We start from the raw sequence: 24,899 nt of genomic DNA, 5'->3' as shown, positions 1-24,899 counted from the left end.
TGCAAACTTTTTAGGCAATTGAAAATTTTAAAAGCTTGACTATCAATTTACTAAAACATTTTTCTGGAAACTTTTGAAATTAAACCAGGCATTAAAGTTTTAAAAGAGTTAAATTTATCATTCGACTTTTATTCAATGTTCTTCATATAAAATCTCAATGGAAACAACAAAACCTTCGCAAACCGCGCAAACTTACACTACGGACGAAGCGTATCAGGCTTCGCTTCAATACTTTAAGGGCGATGACCTGGCAGCGCGCGTTTGGGTGAACAAATATGCATTGAAAGATTCCTACGGCGCGATATATGAAGCCACGCCGGACGACATGCACAGGCGCATTGCGAAGGAAATTGCCAGAATTGAACAGCTCTACCCGAACCCATTGAGCGAAGAAGAAGTTTTTGATCTGATCAAAGATTTCAAATACATTATTCCCCAGGGAAGTCCGATGACCGGCATTGGCAATCCTTTCCAAATCGCGTCGCTGTCCAACTGCTTCGTGATCGGCAATAATGGTGCTTCCGATTCGTACGGCGGCATCATGAAGATTGACCAGGAGCAGGTGCAGCTGATGAAAAGACGCGGTGGTGTGGGCCATGACTTGTCGCACATCCGCCCGAAAGGATCGCCTGTAAAAAACTCCGCGCTGACTTCTACGGGCATTGTGCCTTTCATGGAAAGATTTTCCAATTCAACCCGCGAGGTGGCTCAGGACGGTCGCAGAGGCGCGTTAATGCTTTCCGTGGCGATCAGACATCCTGATTCTGAGGATTTTATTAATGCAAAACTGGAACAGGGCAAAGTAACCGGCGCCAATGTTTCTGTGCGAATTGATGATGAATTTATGCGCGCAGTTGAATCCGGGGAAACATACAAGCAGCAATATCCGATCAAAAGCACCACACCTTCGCACATTAAAGACATTGATGCAACCGCATTGTGGAAGAAAATTGTGCATAATGCGTGGCAGTCGGCTGAGCCGGGTATTTTGTTCTGGGACACGATCATTCGCGAGTCTGTCCCCGATTGCTATGCGGATCTGGGTTATGAAACGGTTTCTACCAACCCCTGCGGTGAAATTCCTTTGTGTCCGTATGACTCCTGCCGTTTGCTGGCGATTAATTTGTTTTCCTATGTGGATCAGCCGTTTACAAGCAAGGCAACATTCAATTGGGACCTGTTCAAAAAACACGTCGCTGCCGCCCAGCGCATGATGGACGACATTATCGACCTCGAACTGGAAAAAGTGGACGCGATTTTGCAAAAAATCGATGAAGATCCGGAAGACGAAGAAGTAAAAAGAGTAGAACGCAATCTGTGGCTGAACATTCAAACCAAAGCAAAAGAGGGCAGAAGAACAGGGATCGGCATCACCGCAGAAGGTGATATGCTGGCGGCACTCGGCCTGCGTTACGGAAGCGACGAAGGAACTGAATTCGCCGTTGAAATACATAAGACAGTTGCGCTCGAAGCATACCGCGGATCGGTGCATACTGCCAAAGAAAGGGGAGCTTTTTCTATATTTGATTCAGAGAGAGAAAAAAATAACCCGTTCATCCTCAGGCTCAAAGAGGCTGATGCGCAACTATATTACGAAATGCTGGAATACGGCCGGCGTAATATTGCTATGCTCACCATTGCGCCGACTGGAACGACGAGCTTAATGTCGCAAACGACATCGGGCATTGAGCCGGTTTTTCTGCCTGTTTATAAAAGGAGAAGAAAAGTTAATCCAAATGACAAAGATGTCCGGGTTGATTTCGTGGACGAAGTGGGTGATTCGTGGGAAGAATATGTCGTTTTCCACCACCGTTTCAAGGAATGGATGGAGATCAATGGCTTTGATATCAGCAAAAATTACGCGCAAAAGGAGCTGGATGATCTGGTAAAAAAATCGCCTTACTACAAAGCCACTTCCAATGATGTGGATTATCTCAAAAAGGTAAAAATGCAGGGCGCGATCCAGAAATGGGTCGATCACTCCATCAGCGTGACCATTAACATGCCCAATGACGTGACCGAAGAACTGGTCGGTGAATGTTACATGGAGGCTTGGAAAGCTGGTTGCAAAGGCGTTACAGTTTATCGTGACGGTTCAAGATCCGGCGTTTTGATTGCCAATACGGAGAAAAAAGAGGAAACAGTTTCTGGTAATGTGCCTTTCCCAACCACAAGGCCACAAATTTTGGATGCGGATGTGGTTCGTTTTCAAAACAAAAAAGACAAATGGATCGCATTCGTAGGGTTGATCGATAACCAGCCTTATGAAATTTTCACCGGGTTGGCCGATGATGAAGACGGGATCCTTTTGCCAAGATGGGTAAATGAAGGGGTTATTATCAAAAATCGTGAAGCAGACGGCAGTTCCCGTTATGATTTCCAATACAAAAACACCCGCGGCTACAAAACCACAATCGAAGGGCTTTCGTATAAATTCAATCCGGAATATTGGAACTACGCTAAACTGATTTCCAGCACATTACGCCACGGAATGCAGATCGAAAAAGTCGTTGACCTCATCAGCAGCCTGCAACTGGACGAATCCATCAACACCTGGAAAAACGGCGTAGCCAGAGCTTTGAAGCAATACATCCCAGATGGAACGGAAGCCAAGAAGCAGAAATGCCAGAATTGTAATTCTACGAATTTGCTGTATCAGGAAGGGTGTCTGACTTGCAAGGATTGCGGCTCGTCGAAGTGTGGGTGATGGTTAATGGTTAAATTAAAACTGCCAGTGAGCCTGAGCTCTATTGCCTGTCAGCCTGAGCGGAGTCGAAGGCGCGCTACCCAGGAGTAACGCGCCTTCGACTCCGCTCAGGCTGACAGGCAAATAACCCGACCCAGGCTGACTGACAGGACATTAAGCTGGCTCAGGCTGACAGGCGGCTTATTAATGCGTATCCTCAACAACCCCCAAATAATTAAACGGCGAGATTGCCCTTAGTTCTTCTCTGATCTTCTCGGAAACATCTAATGTTTCAATAAAGCGGGAAATTGAGTCGTGGGTTATCTTTTCATTCGTCCGGGTCAATTCTTTCAGAGCCTCGTAAGGTTTTGGATAACTTTCGCGGCGGAGGATTGTTTGGATGGCTTCTGAAACAACGGCCCAGTTTTCTTCGAGTTCGGATTTCAGGATTTCGCCATTCAGCTCAACTTTGCCTAAACCTTTCAGTAGCGAATTCAATGCGATGGCCAAATGCGCCAGCGGCACGCCAATGTTCCTTAACACCGTTGAATCCGTAAGGTCGCGTTGTAAGCGAGAAACGGGGAGTTTGGCGGCGAAATGTTCGAATAATGCGGTTGCCAGGCCAAGGTTTCCTTCTGAATTTTCGAAATCAATGGGGTTAACCTTGTGCGGCATGGCGGATGATCCTACTTCGCCTGCTTTGATTTTTTGTTTGAAATAACCCATTGAAATGTACGTCCACATATCCCGGTTCAAATCGGTCAGGATTGTGTTCAGTCTTTTCAGGCAGTCGAATGTTGCAGCCAGGTTATCGTAATGTTCAATTTGCGTGGTGTGACGGCTTCTTTTCAGGCCCAACCCTTCCACAAAATGATTGGCAAATGCCATCCAGTCCTGTTTGGGATAAGCTACGTGGTGCGCATTGAAATTTCCGGTTGCCCCGCCAAATTTGGCTGAATGCGGAATTTTATCCAGCATTTCCAGCTGACGTTCAAGCCTTTCCACGAAAACCAGGAATTCTTTTCCTACGCGTGTAGGCGATGCCGGTTGCCCGTGCGTGAAAGCCAGCATCGGCACATTCTTCCATTCGATAGACATTCTTTTCAAAACAAAAAGAACCTGACGGAACAATGGTTTAATCTGACGTTCAAGCGCATCTTTCAGCGAAAGCGGGATCGCCGTGTTGTTGATATCCTGAGATGTAAGTCCGAAATGGATAAATTCCTGGCAGGACTCAATACCCAGTTTCTCGAATTGTTCTTTTATAAAATATTCAACCGCCTTAACGTCGTGGTTGGTAACTTTTTCTATGTCCTTGATATGCAGCGCATCATCCTCACTAAAATCCTCATAAATCTTGCGCAGGGCTGCATAATGTTTCTTGTCAAATTGTGCCAGCTGGGGCAAGGGAAGCTCGCAAAGTGCAATGAAGTATTCGATCTCCACATAAACTCTGTAATAAATTAGGGCATATTCGGAGAAATAAGCTGAAAGCTCGGATACTTGCTTGTAGTAACGGCCGTCAACGGGAGAGATAGCCGTAAGTTGGTTTAATGACATGATTTTCAATACAAAAATTGATTATCAGGCAAAGTTAGTAGAAATCAGCGTCGAAAATTGGTAAAAAATTCAGGAAATATTCTTTTTGGTATTGATGTCAGAATTTATGAAACTATTCGCATATTCGCCGATCCAACCTTATTCCTAACTCATGCAACCTTCGCCCTTTCTTGGAGAATTAATCGGAACAATGATCCTCATTTTATTAGGCAACGGCGTCGTCGCCAATGTTGTTCTCAAACAAACCAAGGGAGAAAATGCCGGGTGGATCGTGATTACCGCGGGCTGGGGATTTGCGGTGATGATCGGTGTGTTTACTGCTAATGCGTTCGGAAGTGCGGCAGCACATTTGAATCCGGCGGTTACCATCGGATTTGCGTTTCTTCGACAGGATTACAGCCTGCTCACCAGTTACATTCCTGCTCAATTAATCGGTGCGTTTTTGGGCGCGGTGCTTGTTTGGCTCCAATATCTGCCGCATTGGAAAGCAACTGATGATCAGGGTTCTAAGCTCGCTTGTTTTGCAACCGGGCCTGCTATCAGGTCATCGGGCTCCAATTTTATCAGTGAATTCATTGCCACCATTGTGCTTATTGTGGGCGTCGTAGCAATTGGCTATGCCGGCACATCGGATCCTGAAAAAGGCGGGATTCCTTCGGGCTTTGCTCCTTACCTGGTTGGAATGCTCGTTTGGAGCATTGGATTGTCGCTGGGCGGCACTACCGGTTATGCCATTAACCCGGTCCGTGATCTGGGGCCGAGGATTGCACATGCCATTTTGCCTATTCCTGATAAAGGCAGCTCCGACTGGTCTTATGGCTGGGTCCCGGTGGCGGGCCCCGTTCTTGGAGCCATCGCCGGTGGCTTGATCCTGCGTTTTTTCTATTTTTAATTACTCCACTTTAATTTTCCCGCCGCCCGAATAGCTGCGATATTCGCCTTGATACATCGCATCCGCCGCCGCCGGGCCCACTGTGAATGTTCCTTTTGAAACAATGCGGACCTGATAATAAAATGTCTTGGCCACATTGTTCGCCGTGGTAAAGAAATGAATGCGGTCATCGCGAATGTCCAAATACTCAGGGCTCGAAGCATTCTTGATCCAGGGCATATCACGCGGCTCGGTAATCCTCGGGTTTTCAATTTCAAAACCGGAAGGAAGCAGATCGGTCACCACAACGTTATCAATCGGAAGGCCGTTTGTGCTGGTCAATGTCAGTTTCACGATCACCAGATCATTTTGTCTGAATGTTTGCACAGGCGTGCCGTCCCGGGTAAGGAATTGTCTGCGAATGCTTAATCCCTGGTCTTCCTCTGCGTAAGCGCCGGTTGCAGACATGCCCTCTGTTTGGGAGAACCAGTATAGGTCGGCCGAGCCTTGGGTTTGGATGGTTACTTGCTGGTTATTAATCCCTTTGGCAACTTTAAGTTCTTTGCCGTTGAATGTTCCCACATTCTTTCCATTAGCCGAAACCGTTGCAGTAACCGTCGAATTCGCCGTCTTTTTAGCTAATTTTCCCAATGCCAAGACCGAGAATGCGGCTTCCTGAGTGTTAAGATAAGCGGCTGACTGAACAGTTTTTGACAATTGGCGAGCGAGAGCCGGTATTTGTACATGATCCGGATCAGACTCAACTAGGGTGTTCAACACCAAAGACATATTTCTTAGCGGAGAAGAATAGCTGTTATCAAAACCTTGCGTGCCGTTTTCAGGGACGTATTTTTTGGGCAAAATAGCGTTGAAGCTTCTGGTGTCACCCGCCATTTGAAATGCTGCTGCGAGCAGATATTTGGAATCCAATGTGAGCAAATGCGGGTTTTGCTTATAATAATTCATAGAAGCCCGGTTCGGCTGACTGTTCAATGCAAGCACGTAAAGGGAATAAATGGCCTCTCTCCTTGCCACCGTTTTACGCGTTTGGGAACCCGACGAAGGCTCATTTCCGTAATTTAAGCCATTTCCAGTGCTTGCAGTGACCACTTCCTTATTGGCCGTATTTCCGGTTTTTGTTTTGAGATAATCCAATGCGCGGCTGAGGGTTTTGGCATTAATTTCAAAGCCTGCTCTTCTGGCCTCTTCGAGGAAATGGGCTGCATAGGCGGTTGCCCACCAGTCCTCCTGTGTTGAACCGGGCCACATCGCCAGGCCACCATTAAAAAGTTGCAGTGATTCCACTTTCCTGATCGCTTGTTGCACGTTGGTCATGGGATTGAAATCGCTGGCGCCACTTTTCACGGTGTAAACCGGCGCTGCCATGGCCTTGGTAAGATCCGCGAAATAAATCTGTGGAAATGCTTTGGAAACAGTCTGTTCCAGGCAACCATAAGGATAGCCAAGCAATACAGAAAGTGCTTTTCCACCCCCCTGCACCAATGGCGACCGGCTCAGAACAAGCTGACTTCTGCTCGTAGATGGAATAAATGTTGAGGCAAGATTAATCAACCCTTGCTTTCCAGCTGCGATCTGACCGGAATTACTCGATTTCAAAAGTGGCGATGCCGGGCGAACCTTAATGTTGGTCTGATTGGTAAAAGTCTCGCCGAATGCTGACACCTTGACTGTAATGTTTGCAAGGCCAATGGATTGCAAAGCTTTCACCGAGAAAATGGCGCGGGCTTCTTTTCCAGGCAGGATCGTCATTTTTTGCGTCAACGGGGATCCTCCGGATGCAAGCGGGCCGCTAAGTTGCACGGACACAGTTGCATTGCCAGCTTTATTTTCGGTGTTACTAATGTTGACGGGAAGCGTTAATTCGTCGCCTGGACTTAAAAACCTTGGTAACCCCGCGCTGATCACCACCGGATCAGCCACTTTGATATTTTTTGTCGCGGAACCGAAAGCATTGTCTTTGTAGGCAACGGCCATAATCCTGAGATCTCCGCTGAATTGCGGCACATTCATATCGAAAGTTACTTCTCCGCTGCCATTAGCCGTTAATATGCCACTCCAGAAGGAAACCAGTTCGGTCCGGCCATTACTTAAAGGATTGATCCTTCTTTCCAGGTCATAACCATCGCCGCCGAAGCTGGACGAGCCGCTAATGGTCAATTCAGGAAATAACTGAGCATATAGATCGTGTGTTGTGACTTCTAGGGCGCATTTTTGATAAAAGTGACCGTGAATGTCAGGCGTTTTAGAATTCTTGATCTGTAAAATTCCTTCATCCACAACGGCCAGCGTAACCTGTGCATTGGGCGAGGTTTTGATCTTAATCTGCTGTTTTGTTTTGGATCTGGATTTTTCAATGGCCGTTATAGCGATTGGCAATTTTCGATCAGGATCCTGAACCAAGATTGGGGTAAATCCGTGCGCTACTGTGAGCGGCATATCTGTGGAATCGAAAGGACGGATCAATGTGGCTGTGATAAAGACATTAGGCAAATGCTCTTCTTTCAACTTCAATGTTAGTTCCGCAGCTTTTTTCTCCGTTTTCAAAATGTGTTGTTCCAGCACATTATTCCGCTCAACTGTCACAAAAAGCTTCCCATCGAATGGTGTTTTGAATAATATCTTGGCCGATTCCCCGACTTTGTAATTATTCTTGTCGGTTTCCATCAGCACACGGCCTTCGTTGCTCACCTCAAATGAAGAATATTGTGTAGAACCATAGCCATACGCATAAAAATGGGCCAGCGTATAATGTTCCGCTCCCGGGCGGCGCACCCGAACTTCGTATTCTCCCGAAACTGTTGGAACATATTGAATGCTGCCTTTTCCTGCTTTAAGGTCCAATGTTGTCGAATACACCGCCTTTTCGCGCTTTTTCGATGTATAGTGCAGCACATCGTATCGTTTCTCAACAACGGTTTGATATTCCAGCCGAACGACTTCCACCTTTGCATTGCTTTTTTGAAGGACACCTTTGCTGTTGACCCCGATGATTTCAACCGGAACCGGCGCATTGGTTCCTACATAGGCATCAGGCAGGCGGATTCCGTAGAATGTAGGCTGGGTAAAGACGTCAAATTTATGAAGGCGATTGACCGGACGGCCATTTTCGTCAAAAACCGTAACGAAAATTTTTCCTTCCAGCACGCCGATGTCTTTCAAACCGGCTGCTATCGGGAAAATTTCTGTGGCTTGTCCCTGCTCGTTGGTAACGCCCTGGCGGCTTTGTTTTTCAAATGTGGTTTCGCCGGGAATGTCAAAGATAAATTCGGGAAAAGCAGCTGCAGAAAATCCTTTCCTTTTGAACTGGGCGTCCATTTGATAGGTGCGGTTGCTGGCAGGCGGGCCAAATAAATTGGTGGCGGTTGCGGTCAATGAAATATTGCTTGCTGACACATATTCCTTTGCGCCGCCGCTCAAATCCACTTTTATCCGGTCCGGCATAAATTCTTCAACGCTTACAGCATGCGAAGCCAGTAAAATCTCATTACCATTATATACTTCCAGCACATATGTTCCGGTAAGCCCGGCCGCATCAATGGGCACTTCAATCTCAACGGCACCTTGTTTGTTTGTATTCTTTCGCCATGTCCGGTATTCTCTTCCATTAGGCGTTACCATGCGTAATTTCAGTGGAATTTCACTTGCGCTATCCCATTTTTTAGTGCGGATAACCGTGTTGAAATGCATGGTTTCGCCCGGTCTGTAAATATCTCTCTGGCCGTAGATAAAGGCTTGTAAGCCAGACACATTATCCCGCAAACCCTCCACTTCAAAACGTGAAGTTTCAACCTGTGTATCTTCCAGAATCAGATAGTTGAAATCCTCTTTCATGTTGGCGGTAAGCATTGCTATTTTGAATCCCGGCGCTTTTTCACTCAGTTTTTCAATGTGTGCAATGCCTTCGCCATTGGTATTTGCGGTGTGTACAGTCTGGTTGTTGGAGCTGATGAGCGTGATTTCTACATCGCTAAGGGGCTCGTTTGTTTTGATGGAATTCGCAAAAATCCAAATTTCGTCTTTACCCTGTTTTGCAATTAATCCAATGTCTGAAATGGAAACGAGCTTGGTTGCACCGAGATAAGCTTCTTCTTTTGAATTCACTGAAACCAGATACACTCCTTTGCGTTGGTTATCGTCTGGCAAAGCCACATTCAATGCTGAAATGCCCTTATTTTTTGGCAGGTTTTCTGTTTCAACGGTTTTGTCAACGATCACATCGCTCAGCTCATTGTCGCGGTCATCGCTGTAATTGAATGAGCCGGTTGGCACCCAATCGTTGCCGGAATAGCCGTATTCATTCCAGCGATTGTTGCGGACGTAACTCAGGATGTTGTTGGCATACAATTTTGAGATCTTAACCTGTACTTTGGGAATGTTCACAATCTGAACGCCCAGGTTTCTGGATCCTTTGGGCGTCATATACAATGCTTTTTTATTGGCAAAATCAATGGATGCAGGCATTTTACCAAAAAACAGGTCCCTAGAAGTTTCGTCTTCGAGGAATGCGCCTAAGATGCCTTTTAATGTTTTGTTGATCTGTAAGTTATAAGTTTCGGTTTCGTTAAATTCACCGCGGACGATAAACCCGTTTTCCGCCGGCTCCGTCTGAACTGTAATTTCGGGATTGAATTTAAAGCCGGTGGCAATGCTTTCTTTATTGAGCTCCTGGGTGGTTATAATGCGTGCAAATCCTGCATTGTTTTCAAAACCAGTTTTAATGTCGACGATTTCAAGGTGAAGCGGTGAGGGTAAGCTGGCGCTTTTCTTAATTGTTTCCTGGCTTGTATAGGCAGTATTTTGAACTTTCAGCCCTTTTTCAATGGCAATGTTCACGGCGATCGGATTGTTGTCGGCCTTTCCGGGATTGGTTATGGCGAGCGTTACAGCTTGCTCGTTTGTTGCGGGCAAGACTTTATAATCCAGCGATTTATCATCCAATGTAACTTTCAGTTTGTCAGCAACATTCTGGCCGCTGACCGGATAATTGAAGATCAGTTTCAATCGCGCTTCCTGCTTGCCACTTTCCTGTGACAATGTCCACCAGCTTTCTGTTTCAACCAGTTGAAGATAAGGCGTATGAAAATCGAGCGGATCTTTTGAAACGGATAATTTTGCCTCTTTATCAACTTTTTCAATCAGCTCGTCAGTAAGTTTTGCGGTATATTTTGTGGCTGCGCCAAAGCCGGCCACAGGTGAGAATACAAGTTCGTTCGGTGCTGACCATTTGAATTTTCCACGCACAGCAGGCTCAAACTGAACATATTGCGTTGAATCCCAGTCATTAAGCTGGCTTTCAGAAACAATGTTTTTATTGAATGTAAAAACCAGGTTTTGCGACTGGCTGATTTCATCTGTGAAGTTGGTCCCTGCTACGCGGATTTCGTTCAGAGAGGAGCAACTGTTCAATAATATTGAAATAAAAAGAGACAAAAAGAATGCAAAAGCAGAAGATTTTCTCATAATCACGAAGGGAGTAAACGTAAGTGATAGCACACGTAAGAAACGAAAAAAGGACGGCCCATTGGAGCCATCCGACGAATATAATTTTCGTAAAAGGCGTACGCCTATATAATTGAGCAAACGGTAAGTTAAATGTTTTTCCGGCTCACATTCAGAACTGTTCCATCACCTCAGCAATGTCTTTAGTGCCTTCGAAATAGGAAAGCAGGCGGGTCAAAATGCCTTCTACAACCGCATCCGGGCAGGAAGCGCCGCATGTGAGCATAATGCGGGCAGGGGTGTGCCGGGGAAGATAATTTTCTGTGACAATTTCTTCTTTGGAATGTAAATTGAAATGGCGGATGAGCTGCTTGTCCAGTATTTTATTCACAGACTCAATGAAATAAGTCGGGAATTTCTGTTCGCAGAGCTCTACCAAATGGGTGGTGTTGGAGCTGTTATAACCTCCTGCAACAATCACCAGATCAGCCTCATGCGTGAGTAATGCGTAGGTCGCGTCCTGGTTATCATTGGTTGCGTAACATAATGTGTCGCGTGTGTTCGCGAAACGATCTTCAACCTGTTCGGGGCGGAGGCTGTAATGTTTGATCATTACATTTTTTAAAAAATCCGCAATGCCTTGTGTGTCAGAGGCCAACATGGTTGTCTGGTTCACAACGCCTATGCGCTGCAAATCTTTTTCCGGATCAAAACCATTGGAATACTGACCTTGAAAATCCTGGAAAAACTGCGTTGTCGGCAATGTGCCTTTCATATATTCCGCAAGACGTTCGGCCTGAGCCATGTTTTCAACCACAACCGTCGGTGCGTTTTCCTTGCTATGCGAGAAGGTGGCGCGTGTTTCTTCGTGATTGGGTTTGCCGTGGACAATGATCGTGTAATTTTTCTCCCCGATCTGCGCCGCGCGGTTCCAGACTTTTTCTACAAATGGGCAGGTTGTATCATAAACATAGGCGTTAATGCCCAGTTCTGTCAGTTTTTGCTGGTTTTCAACAGTTGTTCCAAATGCGGGAACGATCACAATGTCCTCAGGAGTAAGCGCTTCCCACGGAATTAAAGGATTTCCTTTGGTATCCATAATAAACTGCACGCCCCGATCCAGCAGATCACGGTTTACATCCGGGTTATGGATCATTTCACTTAATAGGAAAATCCTTTTATCAGGGTTTTCAGCAATCGCTTTATAGGCAATGTCAATGGCATTTTCAACACCGTAACAAAATCCGAAATGGCGTGCAATAAGGAACTGGACAGGGCCAAAATCCAGCAATGTAGGCGCATAATCACGTTTCAGCTTATCATTTTTACGGCGGAATTCCTTGATCGGCGTAATAATCCTGCTCCGGTAAAAATCAGGAATGTTGAACGTTTTCATTGACTAAAATTGGTAGATTGCAGTTAACAAATTAGGCTATATTATGACCAAAAATCAAAAATATATGCGCCTTTTTTAAGAACAACGGTTGACGCAACATTGTTCGAACGACGTTTCCGGAAAATTTTTTTCCTGTTGATGCAACATGTAGTTTCATCTACTGTCCTTTATACAGAACGTTCAAATATATATTAGCCATTCTGCTTGAAAACACAATTTTACCCTGACCGGCACGTCGAACTGGTGGAGCGTTGTAAACTCGGTGAGCGCAAAGCGCAATATGAGCTTTACAAGTCGTATTCCAAGGCCATGTTCAACATCTGCATGCGGATATTGAATCATTTGGGGGAAGCAGAGGACGCTTTGCAGGAGGCATTTGTAGATGCATTTACCAACCTGCACCAGTTCAGGCAGCAATCAACATTTGGTGCGTGGCTGAAACAGATCGTCGTAAATAAGGCGATCAACCACATGCGGAGCCGGAAGGTGAAATGGGTGGAGATTGAAGAATGGCAGGAAACGATGGAAGACAGCGACCGGAGCGAAAGTTATTTCGGGATGGATGAGTATGAGACGAACCTGGAAGTGGAGCGCGTGCGCAACACAGTCCAGAAGCTGCCGGATGGTTACAGGGTGGTTTTGAGCCTTTATTTATTCGAAGGCTATGATCATGAGGAAATAGGAGAGGTGTTGGGGATCAGCGAAACCACATCGAGGACCCAATATATGCGGGCTAAAAGAAAGCTTACCGAAATGCTTTCCAAATAGTTGTAGCAATAATTTTAAACTTAATCGTTTGAGTTCCATCTAAACATACAAGGATTTGAGAACATTATTTACACATGACAAGTTGATGATTTTATGAAAAATTCTTCTGATAAAAAAGATCGATTGGAGCGGTTTGTGCGAGATAACAGGGATGGATTTGATACTTTCTTACCGCAGGATTCTTTATGGAGCCAAATCGATAGCAAATTACATAGCGAGATTCCGATAGTGCCGGAGCAATCCAAAAAAAAAATTAGGCGATTAAGCAGCCCATATTTTGACTGGCGCATAGCGGCCGGCGTGTTTCTGGCCCTGGGAATCGGGTTTTTAGTTTACCTCAATAATGAATACGGCATAACCCGCGACCCGCGTGTGGCTTTAAAAGTCCCTACCTATGCCCGAGAATTCAATACGTACAATGTTGCAATAGACCAGAAAAGGGAGGAAATCATCAAGCTCGCACGGAATAATCCGGAGCTTTACAAAGATTTTTCTGCTGATCTGGAAAGTCTGGAGGTGAGTTACCAAAACCTGCGTTCCAACTTATCAAATGCTCCCAATCAGGAGGCATTGCTGGAAGCGATGGTCCAGAACTTACAATGGCAGGTTGACCTGCTCAACCAACAATTAGAAATTTTGCAACGCATTAACAAAGTAAAAAATGGAGACGATAAAGAGGAAGACAGCGCACCTGTTATTTAGCATGATGATCATGCTGCCGCAGATGCTGCTGGCAGTAAATCCGGATCCTGAACAGAATGGGCTCGTCGAAAAACGAAGGAATATTGTAAAGGTTTTTGATGTTAAAAACGATGACCAACTTGTGGTCGATAACCAATTTGGTCAGGTAAAAATTAATCTTTGGAATAGGGAAGATATTAAGGTTGAGATCATTGTAACGGCCAATGCGCCTACGGACGGCCGTGCTTCGGAATATCTCGGAGCTGTGAAAATCGACGAAAAGCGATATAAAAATCAAATTGGCTTGACTACGCATATCGACAGAAGCCAGTTTGGCAACAATGGCTGGAACAACAAAAAAGGGGAAAAGAACTTCATTCAGATCGATTATACGGTTTATATGCCAAAGGAAAATGCGCTGATCGTGCGTAACAAGTTCGGCGACACGGACATTCCTTCTTTCCACGCGCCGCTGACCATTGATTCACGCTACGGAAATTTCGTGGCCAATCTTTTGGATAATGCCGAAAATATCATTGATGTGCGTTACGGAAGCGCTAAAATCGGGAGAATGGATGGTGGAAAACTGGAATGCCAGTATTCGAACTTGAAGCTGGATATGGCTAAAAAGGTTTTTATCATCAATAAATTCGGCGAGCTTAACATTGGCGATGTTACCAATCTGGACGCAGACATTGATTATTCGGGTGCAAAAATTGGCACGATGCGCGGCTCGGGGAAAATAAAGCTGAACTACTCAGGCAATTTCAAGATCGATCAGCTAACCAATTCAGCGGAAAACATTGACATTCAGGCATCTTACTCGTCTATTATCTTGCCGGCAGATGCGAACCAGTTCAATGTGACGGTTACTTACGGGAATTTCAGTTATCCTTCTTCCAATGTCAATTTTTCCATGCAGCCGTCGAAGGATGATAAAGCTTATAAACAGAAGCAATATCAGGGGAAAGTGGGCACCGGATCAGGAACCAGGATTACGGTTGTTTCGCGGTTTGGTGATGTAAAGTTGAAGGATTAAGCAGCTTTCAATCAGCTATTTATCTTCAACGACTACATTATACCTGAAATCCAGCGGATCGAAAAGATCGAATAGTTTTTCGATGAATTCGGGATCATTAATATAGAAATTCAGCAGATTATCATAGCGTTCCTGGGCGATTCCGTTCGGGAACAGCTTGTTTTTAAGGCTGATCAGTTGCACAATTTCAGATTCGTGATTGCGCTCTTCGGCCTTGATAATACGTTTTTCCAGATGTTTTAAGGAATTCAGCAAGCGCGTTTGCTCTGCTTTTACCGCGCCGTACATGGTTTGATCCACGGCAGTAGCTTTATCTAAAATCGCCTCAAAAATATCATCAAAGGCATTTTTCTGATCTTCCAAGCTTAGGACATGCTCCGTATTCCGCTCAACGAATGTTTTTTTCAATGCAATCTCATCCAGAAAAAGATCCTTATAGTCGATCTTCAATTTCTGCACCTTTTTGCCTTGTAAATTATTGAGATACAATGCAAAGTTGCGCGGCATCAACATCGGGAAAGGCACATTAAAGTGCTCAAAAACGCCTTTCAGCTGCATCCAGTAAGGCACTTCCGACGGTCCGCCTATATACGCAAGGTTGGGCAAAATCACTTCTTCGTATAATGGCCTGAGCACAACATTCGGACTGAAAAATTCCGGGCTTTTTGTTGCCAGATCCAGGATTTCGGATTTTGTAAATGTAATGTCTGTATTTAAAACCTGAAAATTGTCGCCGTCGCGCGTAATGCGTTCGCGAAGTCCGTCGGCCAGGTAAAAAAGGTTGATTTCTCTTGCGTGAAGCGGCGTGTGGTAACCCAGTGCATTGAGTTTGCCGGTGGTTTCTGTGACCAGTTTTTCCGAGACGGAATCGGTCAGTTCCTCATGAATTACGGGAAGGAAGTGTCGTTTTAGATCTGCATTATCCGCATCAAGCGTAACTAAGCCTTGTTTTCCAAACAATTCGTGCATATAACATCGCACGGCATCAGCCAATGTTGTGTTTTCCAGATATGCTTTGGCAAACAGCAACGGTTTGTCGGGTAATTGCTTGATAATGCTTTCCAGTTCCTTCGGATTCAGGCGGCCAACGGCGCCTTTGTGCTCGCCCGTCCACTTGTGCGTTTGTCCGAACAGATGAAATGTAGCAATTTCCTCAAAATCATGATCTTCCGTAGCCATCCAGTAAATCGGCACGAAGTTATATTCAGGATATGCCTCTTTCAATGCCCTCGCGAGCTTCACTGTCGTTACGATTTTATAAATAATGTAAAGCGGCCCGGTGAAAATGTTCAGCTGGTGGCCGGTTGTAACGGTGAATGTATTTTCCTTTAAAAGGATCGAAAAATCGGGGAGATAGGGAAGTCCTGTATATTGTTTTTCTAAAACATCAACCAGCGTTTTACGCTTTTCGATATCAAAATTCTGCTTGCTAACGATGGCTTCCTTTGCATTTTCCAGGGTCGGATAAATACTGTAAAACGATTCCAATGCCGGTTTTTGATCGAGATAATCAAGAAGTAATGCAGGAAATTGGCCCGTTGTACGAAGATCCAGGGAATGCAGGGTCATGAAAGGTGGCTTTTCAGTAGCTAGTAGAGAATCCAACGTAAATTATTTAGCGATATTTTAATCAAACAAACCGATAGCCTAACGTGAAAATCGACGGCTTTGGTTTCCTAAAAATAGCCGATCCGCCTGAAAAATCTTATTTAAAAAACATATTCGTTTTTAGTGATCAGTTCATCGGCGATTCTGCGGCGGGCTTCTTTGAGATTAACCGGCTCAATTTTCGTGAACCGTTTCAATCCCATCAGCATCACGCGCAGCTCGTCACTTTCTGCAAAACTCGTTATAGCGGCCCTACCGGCATTATTTACCTTCTCCACAGCCCGATGCAGATAAATGATCGCCATATCCTCGTGCAATTTGTTTGCATCCGCCCCCAGCAGATCAATCCGTTTTTCAACGCGCAGCAGAACGGATTCGGCTGCATAAATTTCAATTACCATATCGGCCAGGTTCATGATAATTTCCTGTTCTTCGGAAAGCTTCATCATGAATTTCTGCACCGCGGCCCCGGCAACCATTAATGCTGCTTTTTTGAGGTTTTGAATCACTTTTTTCTCCGCTGAGAAGCGTGTCTCGTCTTCACTAATGCTGAAATCCGGGATAGACATGATTTCTTTTCCAACCGCCATCGCAGGTCCCATCAGGTCGATCTGGCCTTTCATGGCGCGTTTTAAAAGCATATCCACAACGAGTAATCTGTTAATCTCGTTGGTTCCTTCAAAGATCCGGTTAATGCGGCTGTCGCGGTAAGCACGATCCATTGGCGCATCCGCCGAGAAGCCCATTCCGCCATAGATCTGTACACCTTCATCCACCACATAATCAAGCACTTCTGAGCCATGCACTTTCATAATGGCACATTCTATGGCCAGTTCTTCCAGCGCTTTAAGCTTGGATTCAGCGTCCGACATTCCTTTTTCCTGAAAAGTAGAGATCAGGTCATCGATATTTTGGCCAACCCGGTAAGCCGCTGATTCGGTTGCGAACATTTGCGTAGCCATTTCAGCCAGCTTATGCTTAATTGCGCCAAAATTCGCGATTGCAGTTCCAAACTGCTTTCTTTCATTTGCATAGTTAATGGCTTGATGGGTAACTCTTTTCGCGCCGCCCAACGCCGCAGCTGCCAGTTTGATCCGGCCAATATTTAGAATGTTCACTGCGATCTTGAACCCGTTTCCGCGTTCCGACAGCATGTTTTCCACCGGAACCAGGCAATCATTAAAGAAAATCTGCCGCGTATCCGAGCCTTTAATGCCCATTTTATGCTCCGGCGCATTCATAGTGATGCCGCCGAAAGATTTTTCAATGATGAAAGCGCTGAGGTTTTTATCAGCCTGGCCGATTTCTTCAATTTTGGCAAAAACAATAAAAACATCAGCGAAACCGCCGTTTGTGATCCACATTTTCTGGCCGGTAATGGAGTAATGCTGGCCGTCAGAAGTGAGGATCGCCTTGGTCTTGCCGGAGTTGGCATCCGAGCCCGAATCAGGCTCTGTTAAACAATATGCTGCTTTCCATTCGCCCGTTGCGAGCTTGGGAAGATATTTACTTTTTTGTTCGTCGTTACCGTAATAAAGGATAGGCAATGTGCCGATTCCTGTGTGGGCGGAAAGTGCTACTGAAAATGAATTTCCCGCACCCGTGGCTTCCGCAACCAGCATGGAGGTGTTGAAATTCATCCCAAAACCACCATACTCTTCCGGAACCGCGGTTCCTAATAAGCCTAATTCACCGGCCTTATCCATTAACCCCGAAATCAGATCAGGACTTTTGGCATGATCGATTTCATCCAGGATCGGCCAGATTTCCTTGCCGAGAAATTCCCTGCAAGTGTCTGCAATCATACGCTGCTCCTCCGTAAATTCCTCAGGAATAAAAATTTGAGACGAAGATGTTTCTTTGATTAAAAATTCTCCTCCCTTAATAGACGTCTTGTTTGCTTCTGCAACGGCCATATTCGTTAATTTTTATCGATGATTAAGGCTTGAATTAAAGGTATGCTTGCATACTACCTTGTCTTTTACAAATATAAATCATTCGCATACTTATGCAAGCATACCAATGGCAAAATTGAAAGAGAGCCGGGATTTTGAAACTTACTTTTTGAAGATCTTAAACTGTTTTAAAAGCTCACCATTCGCGTGAAGGCGGATAAAGTAGATTCCTGATGAAATGCCCAATTTGGAAAGATCAATGTTCGACAGGTCGTCGGAGACGGTGACAAACTCTTTTGGAAAATCAATTCTTTTCCCCGAAACGGTAATCAGCTCGTAAGAAATGTCATTAGCGACCACATTTGCGGGAAGCTTCACATTAAAAACGCTTTCCACGGGATTCGGGAAAAAGCGCCAGTCTTCCAGGTCTTTCGTAATGTTGATCGAATCTCCAAAGGAAATGCTGAACTGGATCGAGTTGGTTACTATGGCCGAATCCTCCTTTGTTGCCGTAACCGTCAATGTGTACCGACCGATGTAAGGCGCAAATCCGCTGGCATTTTCGTAAAGGGCAAAAGGGAAAATCTTGGTTTGCGATTTTCTGTTGTAAGGACCGGTCAGGTTGAAGTCAACTTTATCGTATTCGAAATTTCCGTGCGCGTAAATGTTTAAGGAAGATGGCAAATCACTGTAAGCGATCACTTCATCACCCGTCAATTTCCTGATCACGCGCTGATCCACTTTACTTCCGCCTTGAACCAATTCAAAACGGAATTTTGGGATTTCAACGATTAATATAAATGGCACCTCCACATAAGCCCCAGCATTGTCATAAGCCCTGATAATGAGCCTGTATTCGCCTTCTGCCGTTGGCGTTCCTGAAAAAGTATTCAGCTGGAAATTGAGCCAGGAAGGGCGGTTTTGTAATGTGATGGAAGATATATAACCGTCGGGGTCACCAAAGATCTCGGTTGGTAAAATGTAGTTAAATGGCATGTTCAACTGTCCATATTTGACTGGTAATGAGCCAGCTGCGTACGGAGGAGCATTGAGAAACTGCTTTTCAACAACTTTAATTGTGAAATAAGTCTCAACAAACGCATTCAGATCATCATATGCTTTCAGACTAATGCGGAATTCGCCCAGGCTAGGCGGCGTTCCGGTCAGGACGCCATTTGTATATTTTAGCCAGCTTGGGAGTTCGCTTGCCTCTATTTTGGTCACCTCGCCATCTGCATCCTCGAATGCGCCATCGTTAATGGGCAGTGAAAATGGTTCGTTAACAGCAATGGTCTGGTTTGAAAAACTGGCATCAACTGTTGGTGGCTTGTTAGCATTCTCGCGCGTATCCACACGAACAGTCAGAAACGCCTCCGTGACGCCGCCTTCATCATCGATCCCTTTCACCTGGATGCGATAATCTCCAAGCGACGTTGGCCTGCCCCTTAATTGACCATTTTCAAACCTCAGCCATGCCGGCAATGCGCCAACCTCCATTCTTACAACTGTTCCGTCTACGTCAGAAAAAGTATCAATGGGCAGTTTGTAAGCGAAATCTTTGTTGACCGCAATGATCTGCATTGGCACCGGTTTGAACACATATGGTGGATAATTAGACGCATCATCCCAATATTCAGGAGCCAGAAGGTCTTCGTTCAGGCCAATCCAGACAGGTTTTGGGTTATTAGGATCTGCAAAGGCACGTTTTCTCCACTCGTCATAAACGACGTTCATCGGCCCGCTCTTTTCCACTGCTGCCGAAAGTCTGTAACTCACGGAATCCGTGTAAACGATGGGTTTCATGGGCTGGTTAAGCCACGTTTGGGCAGCTTGCCGGAGAAAAGGCTCGGATCTGGCCATTGTGGTTTGAACGGAGGCCACAACAGCCACCATATTTGCACCGTGGGCGAAATTTTCGTTGATCTGTTTTAAATGGGCATTGTTATCAAATACTGTATTGATAAACAGCTCATTGGCAATTATAAAATTAGCAGGCGCCGTACTCTTGATGATATCAACTGACCATCTGTGATCGTGGGTGGCAAGGTCATCATTGATTTTTATCCCATCTGATTTTTCATTCAAACTCCTGAAACCCAGCGTTCCGCGTACACTTGAAATCCTGTCAAACACAGAACCGTAATCAGATACAAACTTTACATTAGGATCAACAGATTTGACAGTCGCGATCATTTGCTCCGTAAAGCGCTTCAAGATAAGATGGCGGTAAATGTACCAGTCCTTGCCGGCACGCTGACGGAATGATTCGGCTGGCTCCCAGGGTGTTGCAGGCGGTAACACCTCTTCGAAATTTTTATGATTAATCCCCCAGAGATAGTTAAGACGTTGTAGTTTTTTATAATGCGAAATCAAAAATTGCCTGAACCCAGTTATCATGGTTCTGGAATAATCATACACTGCGGGGCTTTCCTTACCATTTTCGATCAAACTGCCCGGATATTCCCCTTCCTGCGTTCCTGTGGTGGTTATGGAAACAAATAAAAGCTGTTTGTTGGTTTGCAAATGTCTGTATCGCGTAACGGTTTCTTTAACAAATGCTTGTGCCTTTGCCGCAATCGGATCATTATCAAACCCGAATGAAGTGTCCTGATAGCCGCTGATCACAGGTTTGCCAGTTGAGCTCATATGGCTGTCCGACGGTTCCCAAAAATTCTTGATCCGCGTGCTATGCCTCCCCAGGTGGATGCGCAGTGCCACTTTCATCCCCAGATCCGTAGCCGTTTTTATTTGCAGGTCAAACTTTTCCCAAAGTGGCTGGTCTGTTGGAGAGGTGTAATAGATTTTATCCCAGGGAATAGTGAGGTAAACGGCATTCATTCCGTACGCATGCGCCGACCGGATCAGGTCCAGCTCGGGGCCTTTTTCATCTTTATCCAGCACATTAAGCAGCATCAGGGCAAGATAACGCTGGTTGTCCGCCTCGGTTGTTCCAGGATTGGTCTGGGCATGGAGCGTTTGGAAAGAGATAGTCCAAGCCAAAACCACAAAGAATAGCTTCGTGAGCAATTTAGACCCGTACGTAGAATGATGCATGCTAATAATTTTTATCTATTAATTCGATCCAATTTTTATAACCATTGTCGACATTGAACTGAGAGGCTCTTTCAATGCTTTTCTCACTGCTGGTAGCCGTTTCCCCGCGCATAATCGAGCGGATTCCTTCTACCATTTGTTTTATGCTAATATCCTGAGTGACAATGCCCATGCCTTCTTTTACAAATTCAGAAACACCTCCGGAAGGAAACGAAATAATAGGCTTACCAAGCAGCGCAGCTTCAATCATCACCAAAGGAAAAGGGTCTTGCCTGGATGTGAGTAAAAACCCGTTTCCCATGTTAAGGTAATTATAATAATCTTCTTTCTGCTTTCCGACCAGGTGAATTTTCGTTGCCGATTTCGAATTCCTGCAACGTTGTTCGGTGTAATATACGAGCCCGTCATCAATGCTTGCGCCTACCCATATCAGGTGAACGCGCGGATCGTTAAGTTCTTGTGCAAGATCGGGTAACATATCAAAACCTTTTCTTTCCGACGTCATTCCGGATAGGATCCAGACAAAATCGTCGGCCGGGATGCCCAATGCACGTTTTAATTCTGCTGTCCGCTTTTCATCTTTTTTAACAAGCGTATGATCAATGAAGGAGTAGAGCAATTCCACATGCTTTCCGCCCGCATCTTTGATTGCATCGCAGGTGGTTTGCGAGCAGCCGATGAGCAGTCCGGAATAATCGATAATGCTTTTAAAATCCGGGGCGCTTAAATAGGTGTAGGTCAAAGGCATTTCGTGAAAATGCGTGATCACCGGAATTGAAAATTCCTTCGCAACCAAAACCGTTTCAGGCATCATCATCGTATTTACATACCAAAAATCAGCCTTGAAATCTTTTGCAAGCTTTCGGAGATATTTTAATGTTGGATGGATACCAAGATGAAAAGATATCTTTTCAACGATATTAAAAGTCTTGGGCGCTATAAAAACCGGAATGTCGGCGGGAAATTCTTTTAATAATTCACCATTTGCAAAACTTACGATGCCAATATCGAAGCGGCTTCTGTCAATTTTCTTCACGATATAAAGCAGCATCATTTCTGATCCCGTCCGCGTTGCATAAGGAGTAAAGAAGAGGATCTTTTTCTTAACGTTGTTCATGTACAGCTGTTAGCAGATCAATATTTTCTTCGGGCTTAATTTTGTACAAGCCTTTTCTTAAAAAAAGTGTTTTCCAGAAGTATTTAAGGATAACCCTGGTTTTACGCACATATATATGTTGGGTGCGCAACTCGCTGAATGGGTTTCCATGCTTGCGCAGGTTCAATGCCATTTTCCAAATATAAATAACCGGGATCATCAATAGATAATGGACGATGAGCAGTAAATACTGGAAGGTCCCATATTGTTTCCTTACCCACAGGAAGTTGGAAATCTGCATTTGCGTGCTGAAACGGTTGATCCAGGAAATATTCGTGCGGCGGAACGGGTTGTTATTTTCGAGATGAATAAATTTGCAGTCTTTGAAATAGCAAAGCTTTCCCAATTTCCCGAGCCGCCCCGACCATTCCACATCCTCGCCATACATAAAGAAATCTTCACTGAACCCGCCTGTTTTTTCAAATCCTTCCCTGCGAAGAAAAATGAAAGCGCCTACAAGCCAGTCATACTGGTCCGGATCGGCATATTGGGGATCAGGGTAAAACTTTTTTACCACCTTATCTACGACATTGCTGATCGGAAGGATGAAAAATGTCCGCCGAAACTCATTAAAACTTTGGTAGAAGGGCATTGGGCTGCCGTCGGCATAATATTGGAGCGCGCCGCAAGCGATAATGTCTGTGCGCACATTCAGGCGTTCGAAGAAGCGGTGGATGACATTGTCGGTGATTAATGTATCTGCATTCAGCAGCAGGAAATATTTTCCTTTCGCCACCGCCATTCCCCTGTTGTTCGCAATCCCAAAACCGTCGTTCGACGGCGAATCAATCCATGTAATTTCCGGAAATGACTTTCTGACTAGTTTACCACCACCGTTTTCCGGATCATTATCAACAACAATAATTTCAAAAGAAATGCCTGAAGTAAACTTATAAATAGAGTCTAAACAATTGATTATGAGCTGAGGCGTCCGGTAATTGATAATGATAATGGATACATCCATGCAAAGGTGTGTATGTTTTGGGGCAAAAATAAAGAATCTCCGCCGAAGATGGTTCATTCTTCAACGGAGACCGTAAAATAAGTTCTGCAGTTATCGAACGGTTTTTAGTTTAATCTTTCAAAAATTCCTGCAACGCCCTGTCCGCCGCCAACGCAAGCGGTTACCATGCCATATTTTTGATTTCTGCGTTCCATTTCATTAAATAACTGCACCGAAAGCCGCGCACCTGTTGAGCCTAACGCATGTCCTAGAGCAATGGCGCCGCCGTTCGGGTTCACGATGTCCGGGTTAATATCGAGTTCCTGAATCACCGCCAGCGACTGCGCTGCGAATGCTTCATTCAGTTCAATTTGCTCTATATCATTGAGTTTCAAACCTGCTTGTTTCAATGCAATAGGAATTGCAGCCACAGGCCCGATGCCCATCACGCGCGGGTCAACGCCAGCGGTGGCGTAGGAAAGCATTTTGGCGATCGGTTTTAAATTTAATTCCTCCACCATTTTTTCCGACATCACCATGACAAATGCTGCTCCGTCAGATGTTTGCGACGAATTTCCTGCCGTTACCGTTCCGCCGGCTGCAAAAACGGGTTTGAGTTTATTGAGTGCTTCTAATGTTGTATCCGCTCGTGGTCCTTCATCCTGCTTTACAACAATTTCTTTCGTTTTCTTTTTGCCAGAAGCTGCGTCAAAATAGGTTTCTGTAACAGTTACCGGCACAATTCCATCCGCAAAATATCCTTCCTTTTGTGCTCTTAATGCTTTCTGGTGTGAGCTGAAAGCAAATTCATCCTGCTTTTCGCGGCTGATGTTGTAATCTTTCGCAACCTGCTCGGCCGTCAAACCCATACTTAAATAATAGTCAGGATTGGTATGCGCAATTTCGTAGTTCAATGCTGTTTTCCAGCCCATTGTCGGCACAAGTGACATGGATTCCGTTCCGCCCGCAATAATGCAATCGGCCATTCCGGCGTGAATTTTGGCAGATGCCATCGCAATGGCTTCCACGCCGCTGCCACAATAGCGGTTGATCGTAATGCCCGAAACGTTCTTTGGTAATGCAAGCAAAGCGACATAGCGGCCCATTTGCATGCCCTGTTCCGCCTCAGGAACCGCATTTCCGACAATGACGTCATCTACACGTGCAGGATCCAGATTCGGGATTTTTTCAAGCAGATATTTGATAACAGTTGCTCCGAGGTCATCAGGACGGGTAAAACGGAAACCTCCCCGCGACGCTTTTCCAACCGCACTGCGGTAACCGGCAACTATGTATGCATTCATAATGTCTGATTTTAATTTAAAGCAATCACAGGCATTTAAAGAATAGTATGCCTGCATACCATTGGTAAAAATAGCAATTAATCATAAAACAACAAACCACCGGAATTTGTTTTCCGGTGGTTTGCAATTACCTAGTCTTACTGATGGAATCATTAATATTTTTATGAATAAATCCGATGTTCTTCGTGTGTTTTATGCCTTTTGGCGCCGTCCGGCATTACGATCCAAAGAACAATGTAAAAGAGGATGATCGGAAATGTGACTGGAATGAAAACGCCCAAAACGAAAAGGACCCTGACAATCGTTACATCTATGTCCAGATAATCGGCGATCCCGGATGCTACGCCACCTATAACTTTACTGCTTGTATTGCGGAATAATCTGTTGTTGTTCATGGCTATGTCTGTTTATTTTTCTTTGATGATTTAAAGGTACTATGTATTGCATAGTAGTTGAAAAAATTTGGTATAAACGGTTC

15 protein-coding genes are annotated in these 24,899 nt (G+C 45.0%); 5 read left to right on the top strand and 10 right to left on the bottom strand.

The genetic code is table 11. From position 1 onward, the window contains the following. Positions 1-157: 157 nt before the first annotated feature. Positions 158-2,707 carry an adenosylcobalamin-dependent ribonucleoside-diphosphate reductase gene (locus L0659_RS20250; RefSeq protein WP_235128405.1) on the top strand — a complete coding sequence of 850 codons (2,550 nt, stop codon included), beginning with the start codon at positions 158-160 and terminating at the stop codon, positions 2,705-2,707. 183 nt (positions 2,708-2,890) lie between these two features. Here L0659_RS20250 and purB read toward each other — a convergent pair whose 3' ends face one another. Continuing rightward, the gene (gene purB, locus L0659_RS20245; protein WP_235128404.1) at positions 2,891-4,246 is read right to left on the bottom strand and encodes an adenylosuccinate lyase; all 1,356 of its coding nucleotides are present in this window, start codon (positions 4,244-4,246) and stop codon (positions 2,891-2,893) included. A gap of 151 nt (positions 4,247-4,397) precedes the next feature. Here purB and L0659_RS20240 point away from each other — a divergent pair, with 151 nt between their 5' ends. Further along, positions 4,398-5,138: an MIP/aquaporin family protein gene (locus L0659_RS20240; protein ID WP_235128403.1), complete on the top strand. Its 741-nt coding sequence runs from the start codon at positions 4,398-4,400 to the stop codon at positions 5,136-5,138. Here the strand turns inward: L0659_RS20240 and L0659_RS20235 are convergent, their stop codons facing one another. Continuing rightward, positions 5,139-10,598: an alpha-2-macroglobulin gene (locus L0659_RS20235; protein WP_235128402.1), complete on the bottom strand. Its 5,460-nt coding sequence runs from the start codon at positions 10,596-10,598 to the stop codon at positions 5,139-5,141. It lies immediately after the preceding gene. Positions 10,599-10,749: 151 nt separating this feature from the next. After that, positions 10,750-11,973: a 4-hydroxy-3-methylbut-2-enyl diphosphate reductase gene (locus tag L0659_RS20230; protein ID WP_235128401.1), complete on the bottom strand. Its 1,224-nt coding sequence runs from the start codon at positions 11,971-11,973 to the stop codon at positions 10,750-10,752. A gap of 204 nt (positions 11,974-12,177) precedes the next feature. On the opposite strand from L0659_RS20230, the gene L0659_RS20225 reads away from it, so the two are divergent. The 3 genes from L0659_RS20225 (at position 12,178) to L0659_RS20215 (ending at position 14,461) form a co-directional block, all read left to right on the top strand. Further along, positions 12,178-12,741 carry an RNA polymerase sigma factor gene (locus tag L0659_RS20225; protein ID WP_235128400.1) on the top strand — a complete coding sequence of 188 codons (564 nt, stop codon included), beginning with the start codon at positions 12,178-12,180 and terminating at the stop codon, positions 12,739-12,741. A gap of 93 nt (positions 12,742-12,834) precedes the next feature. Further along, on the top strand, positions 12,835-13,443 hold the full coding sequence (locus tag L0659_RS20220; RefSeq protein WP_235128399.1) for a hypothetical protein: 609 nt from the start codon (positions 12,835-12,837) through the stop codon (positions 13,441-13,443). Further along, positions 13,403-14,461 carry a hypothetical protein gene (locus tag L0659_RS20215; protein WP_235128398.1) on the top strand — a complete coding sequence of 353 codons (1,059 nt, stop codon included), beginning with the start codon at positions 13,403-13,405 and terminating at the stop codon, positions 14,459-14,461. Before L0659_RS20220 ends, L0659_RS20215 begins: the two co-directional genes overlap by 41 nt. Before the next feature lie 15 nt (positions 14,462-14,476). Here the strand turns inward: L0659_RS20215 and bshC are convergent, their stop codons facing one another. The 7 genes from bshC to L0659_RS20180 all read right to left on the bottom strand — a co-directional run bounded on the left by bshC (position 14,477) and on the right by L0659_RS20180 (position 24,816). Continuing rightward, a complete protein-coding gene (gene bshC, locus L0659_RS20210; protein WP_235128397.1) occupies positions 14,477-16,030 on the bottom strand; it encodes a bacillithiol biosynthesis cysteine-adding enzyme BshC in 1,554 nt (517 codons plus the stop codon). A gap of 140 nt (positions 16,031-16,170) precedes the next feature. Next, positions 16,171-17,985, bottom strand: a complete 1,815-nt coding sequence (locus L0659_RS20205; RefSeq protein ID WP_235128396.1) for an acyl-CoA dehydrogenase family protein — start codon at positions 17,983-17,985, stop codon at positions 16,171-16,173. Positions 17,986-18,126: 141 nt separating this feature from the next. After that, positions 18,127-21,018, bottom strand: coding sequence for a putative Ig domain-containing protein (locus L0659_RS20200; RefSeq protein ID WP_235128395.1), 2,892 nt, complete (start codon positions 21,016-21,018; stop codon positions 18,127-18,129). Between the two features lies 1 nt (position 21,019). Beyond that, complete coding sequence (locus tag L0659_RS20195) at positions 21,020-22,135, bottom strand: glycosyltransferase (protein ID WP_235128394.1); 1,116 nt, start codon at positions 22,133-22,135, stop codon at positions 21,020-21,022. Then, entirely contained in the window at positions 22,122-23,138 is a 1,017-nt protein-coding gene (locus L0659_RS20190; protein WP_235128393.1) for a glycosyltransferase family 2 protein, read from the bottom strand. The genes L0659_RS20195 and L0659_RS20190 overlap by 14 nt, the downstream gene beginning before the upstream one ends. Before the next feature lie 104 nt (positions 23,139-23,242). Next, positions 23,243-24,421: an acetyl-CoA C-acyltransferase gene (locus L0659_RS20185; protein ID WP_235128392.1), complete on the bottom strand. Its 1,179-nt coding sequence runs from the start codon at positions 24,419-24,421 to the stop codon at positions 23,243-23,245. 161 nt (positions 24,422-24,582) lie between these two features. Further along, complete coding sequence (locus L0659_RS20180; protein ID WP_235128391.1) at positions 24,583-24,816, bottom strand: PspC domain-containing protein; 234 nt, start codon at positions 24,814-24,816, stop codon at positions 24,583-24,585. Positions 24,817-24,899 lie beyond the last annotated feature (83 nt).

It is taken from the genome of Dyadobacter sp. CY347 (genome assembly GCF_021502655.1).
GTDB lineage: Bacteria > Bacteroidota > Bacteroidia > Cytophagales > Spirosomataceae > Dyadobacter.
The sequence above is the reverse complement of the archived record's forward strand: the minus strand, read 5'-3'. Positions and strand labels throughout refer to the sequence as shown.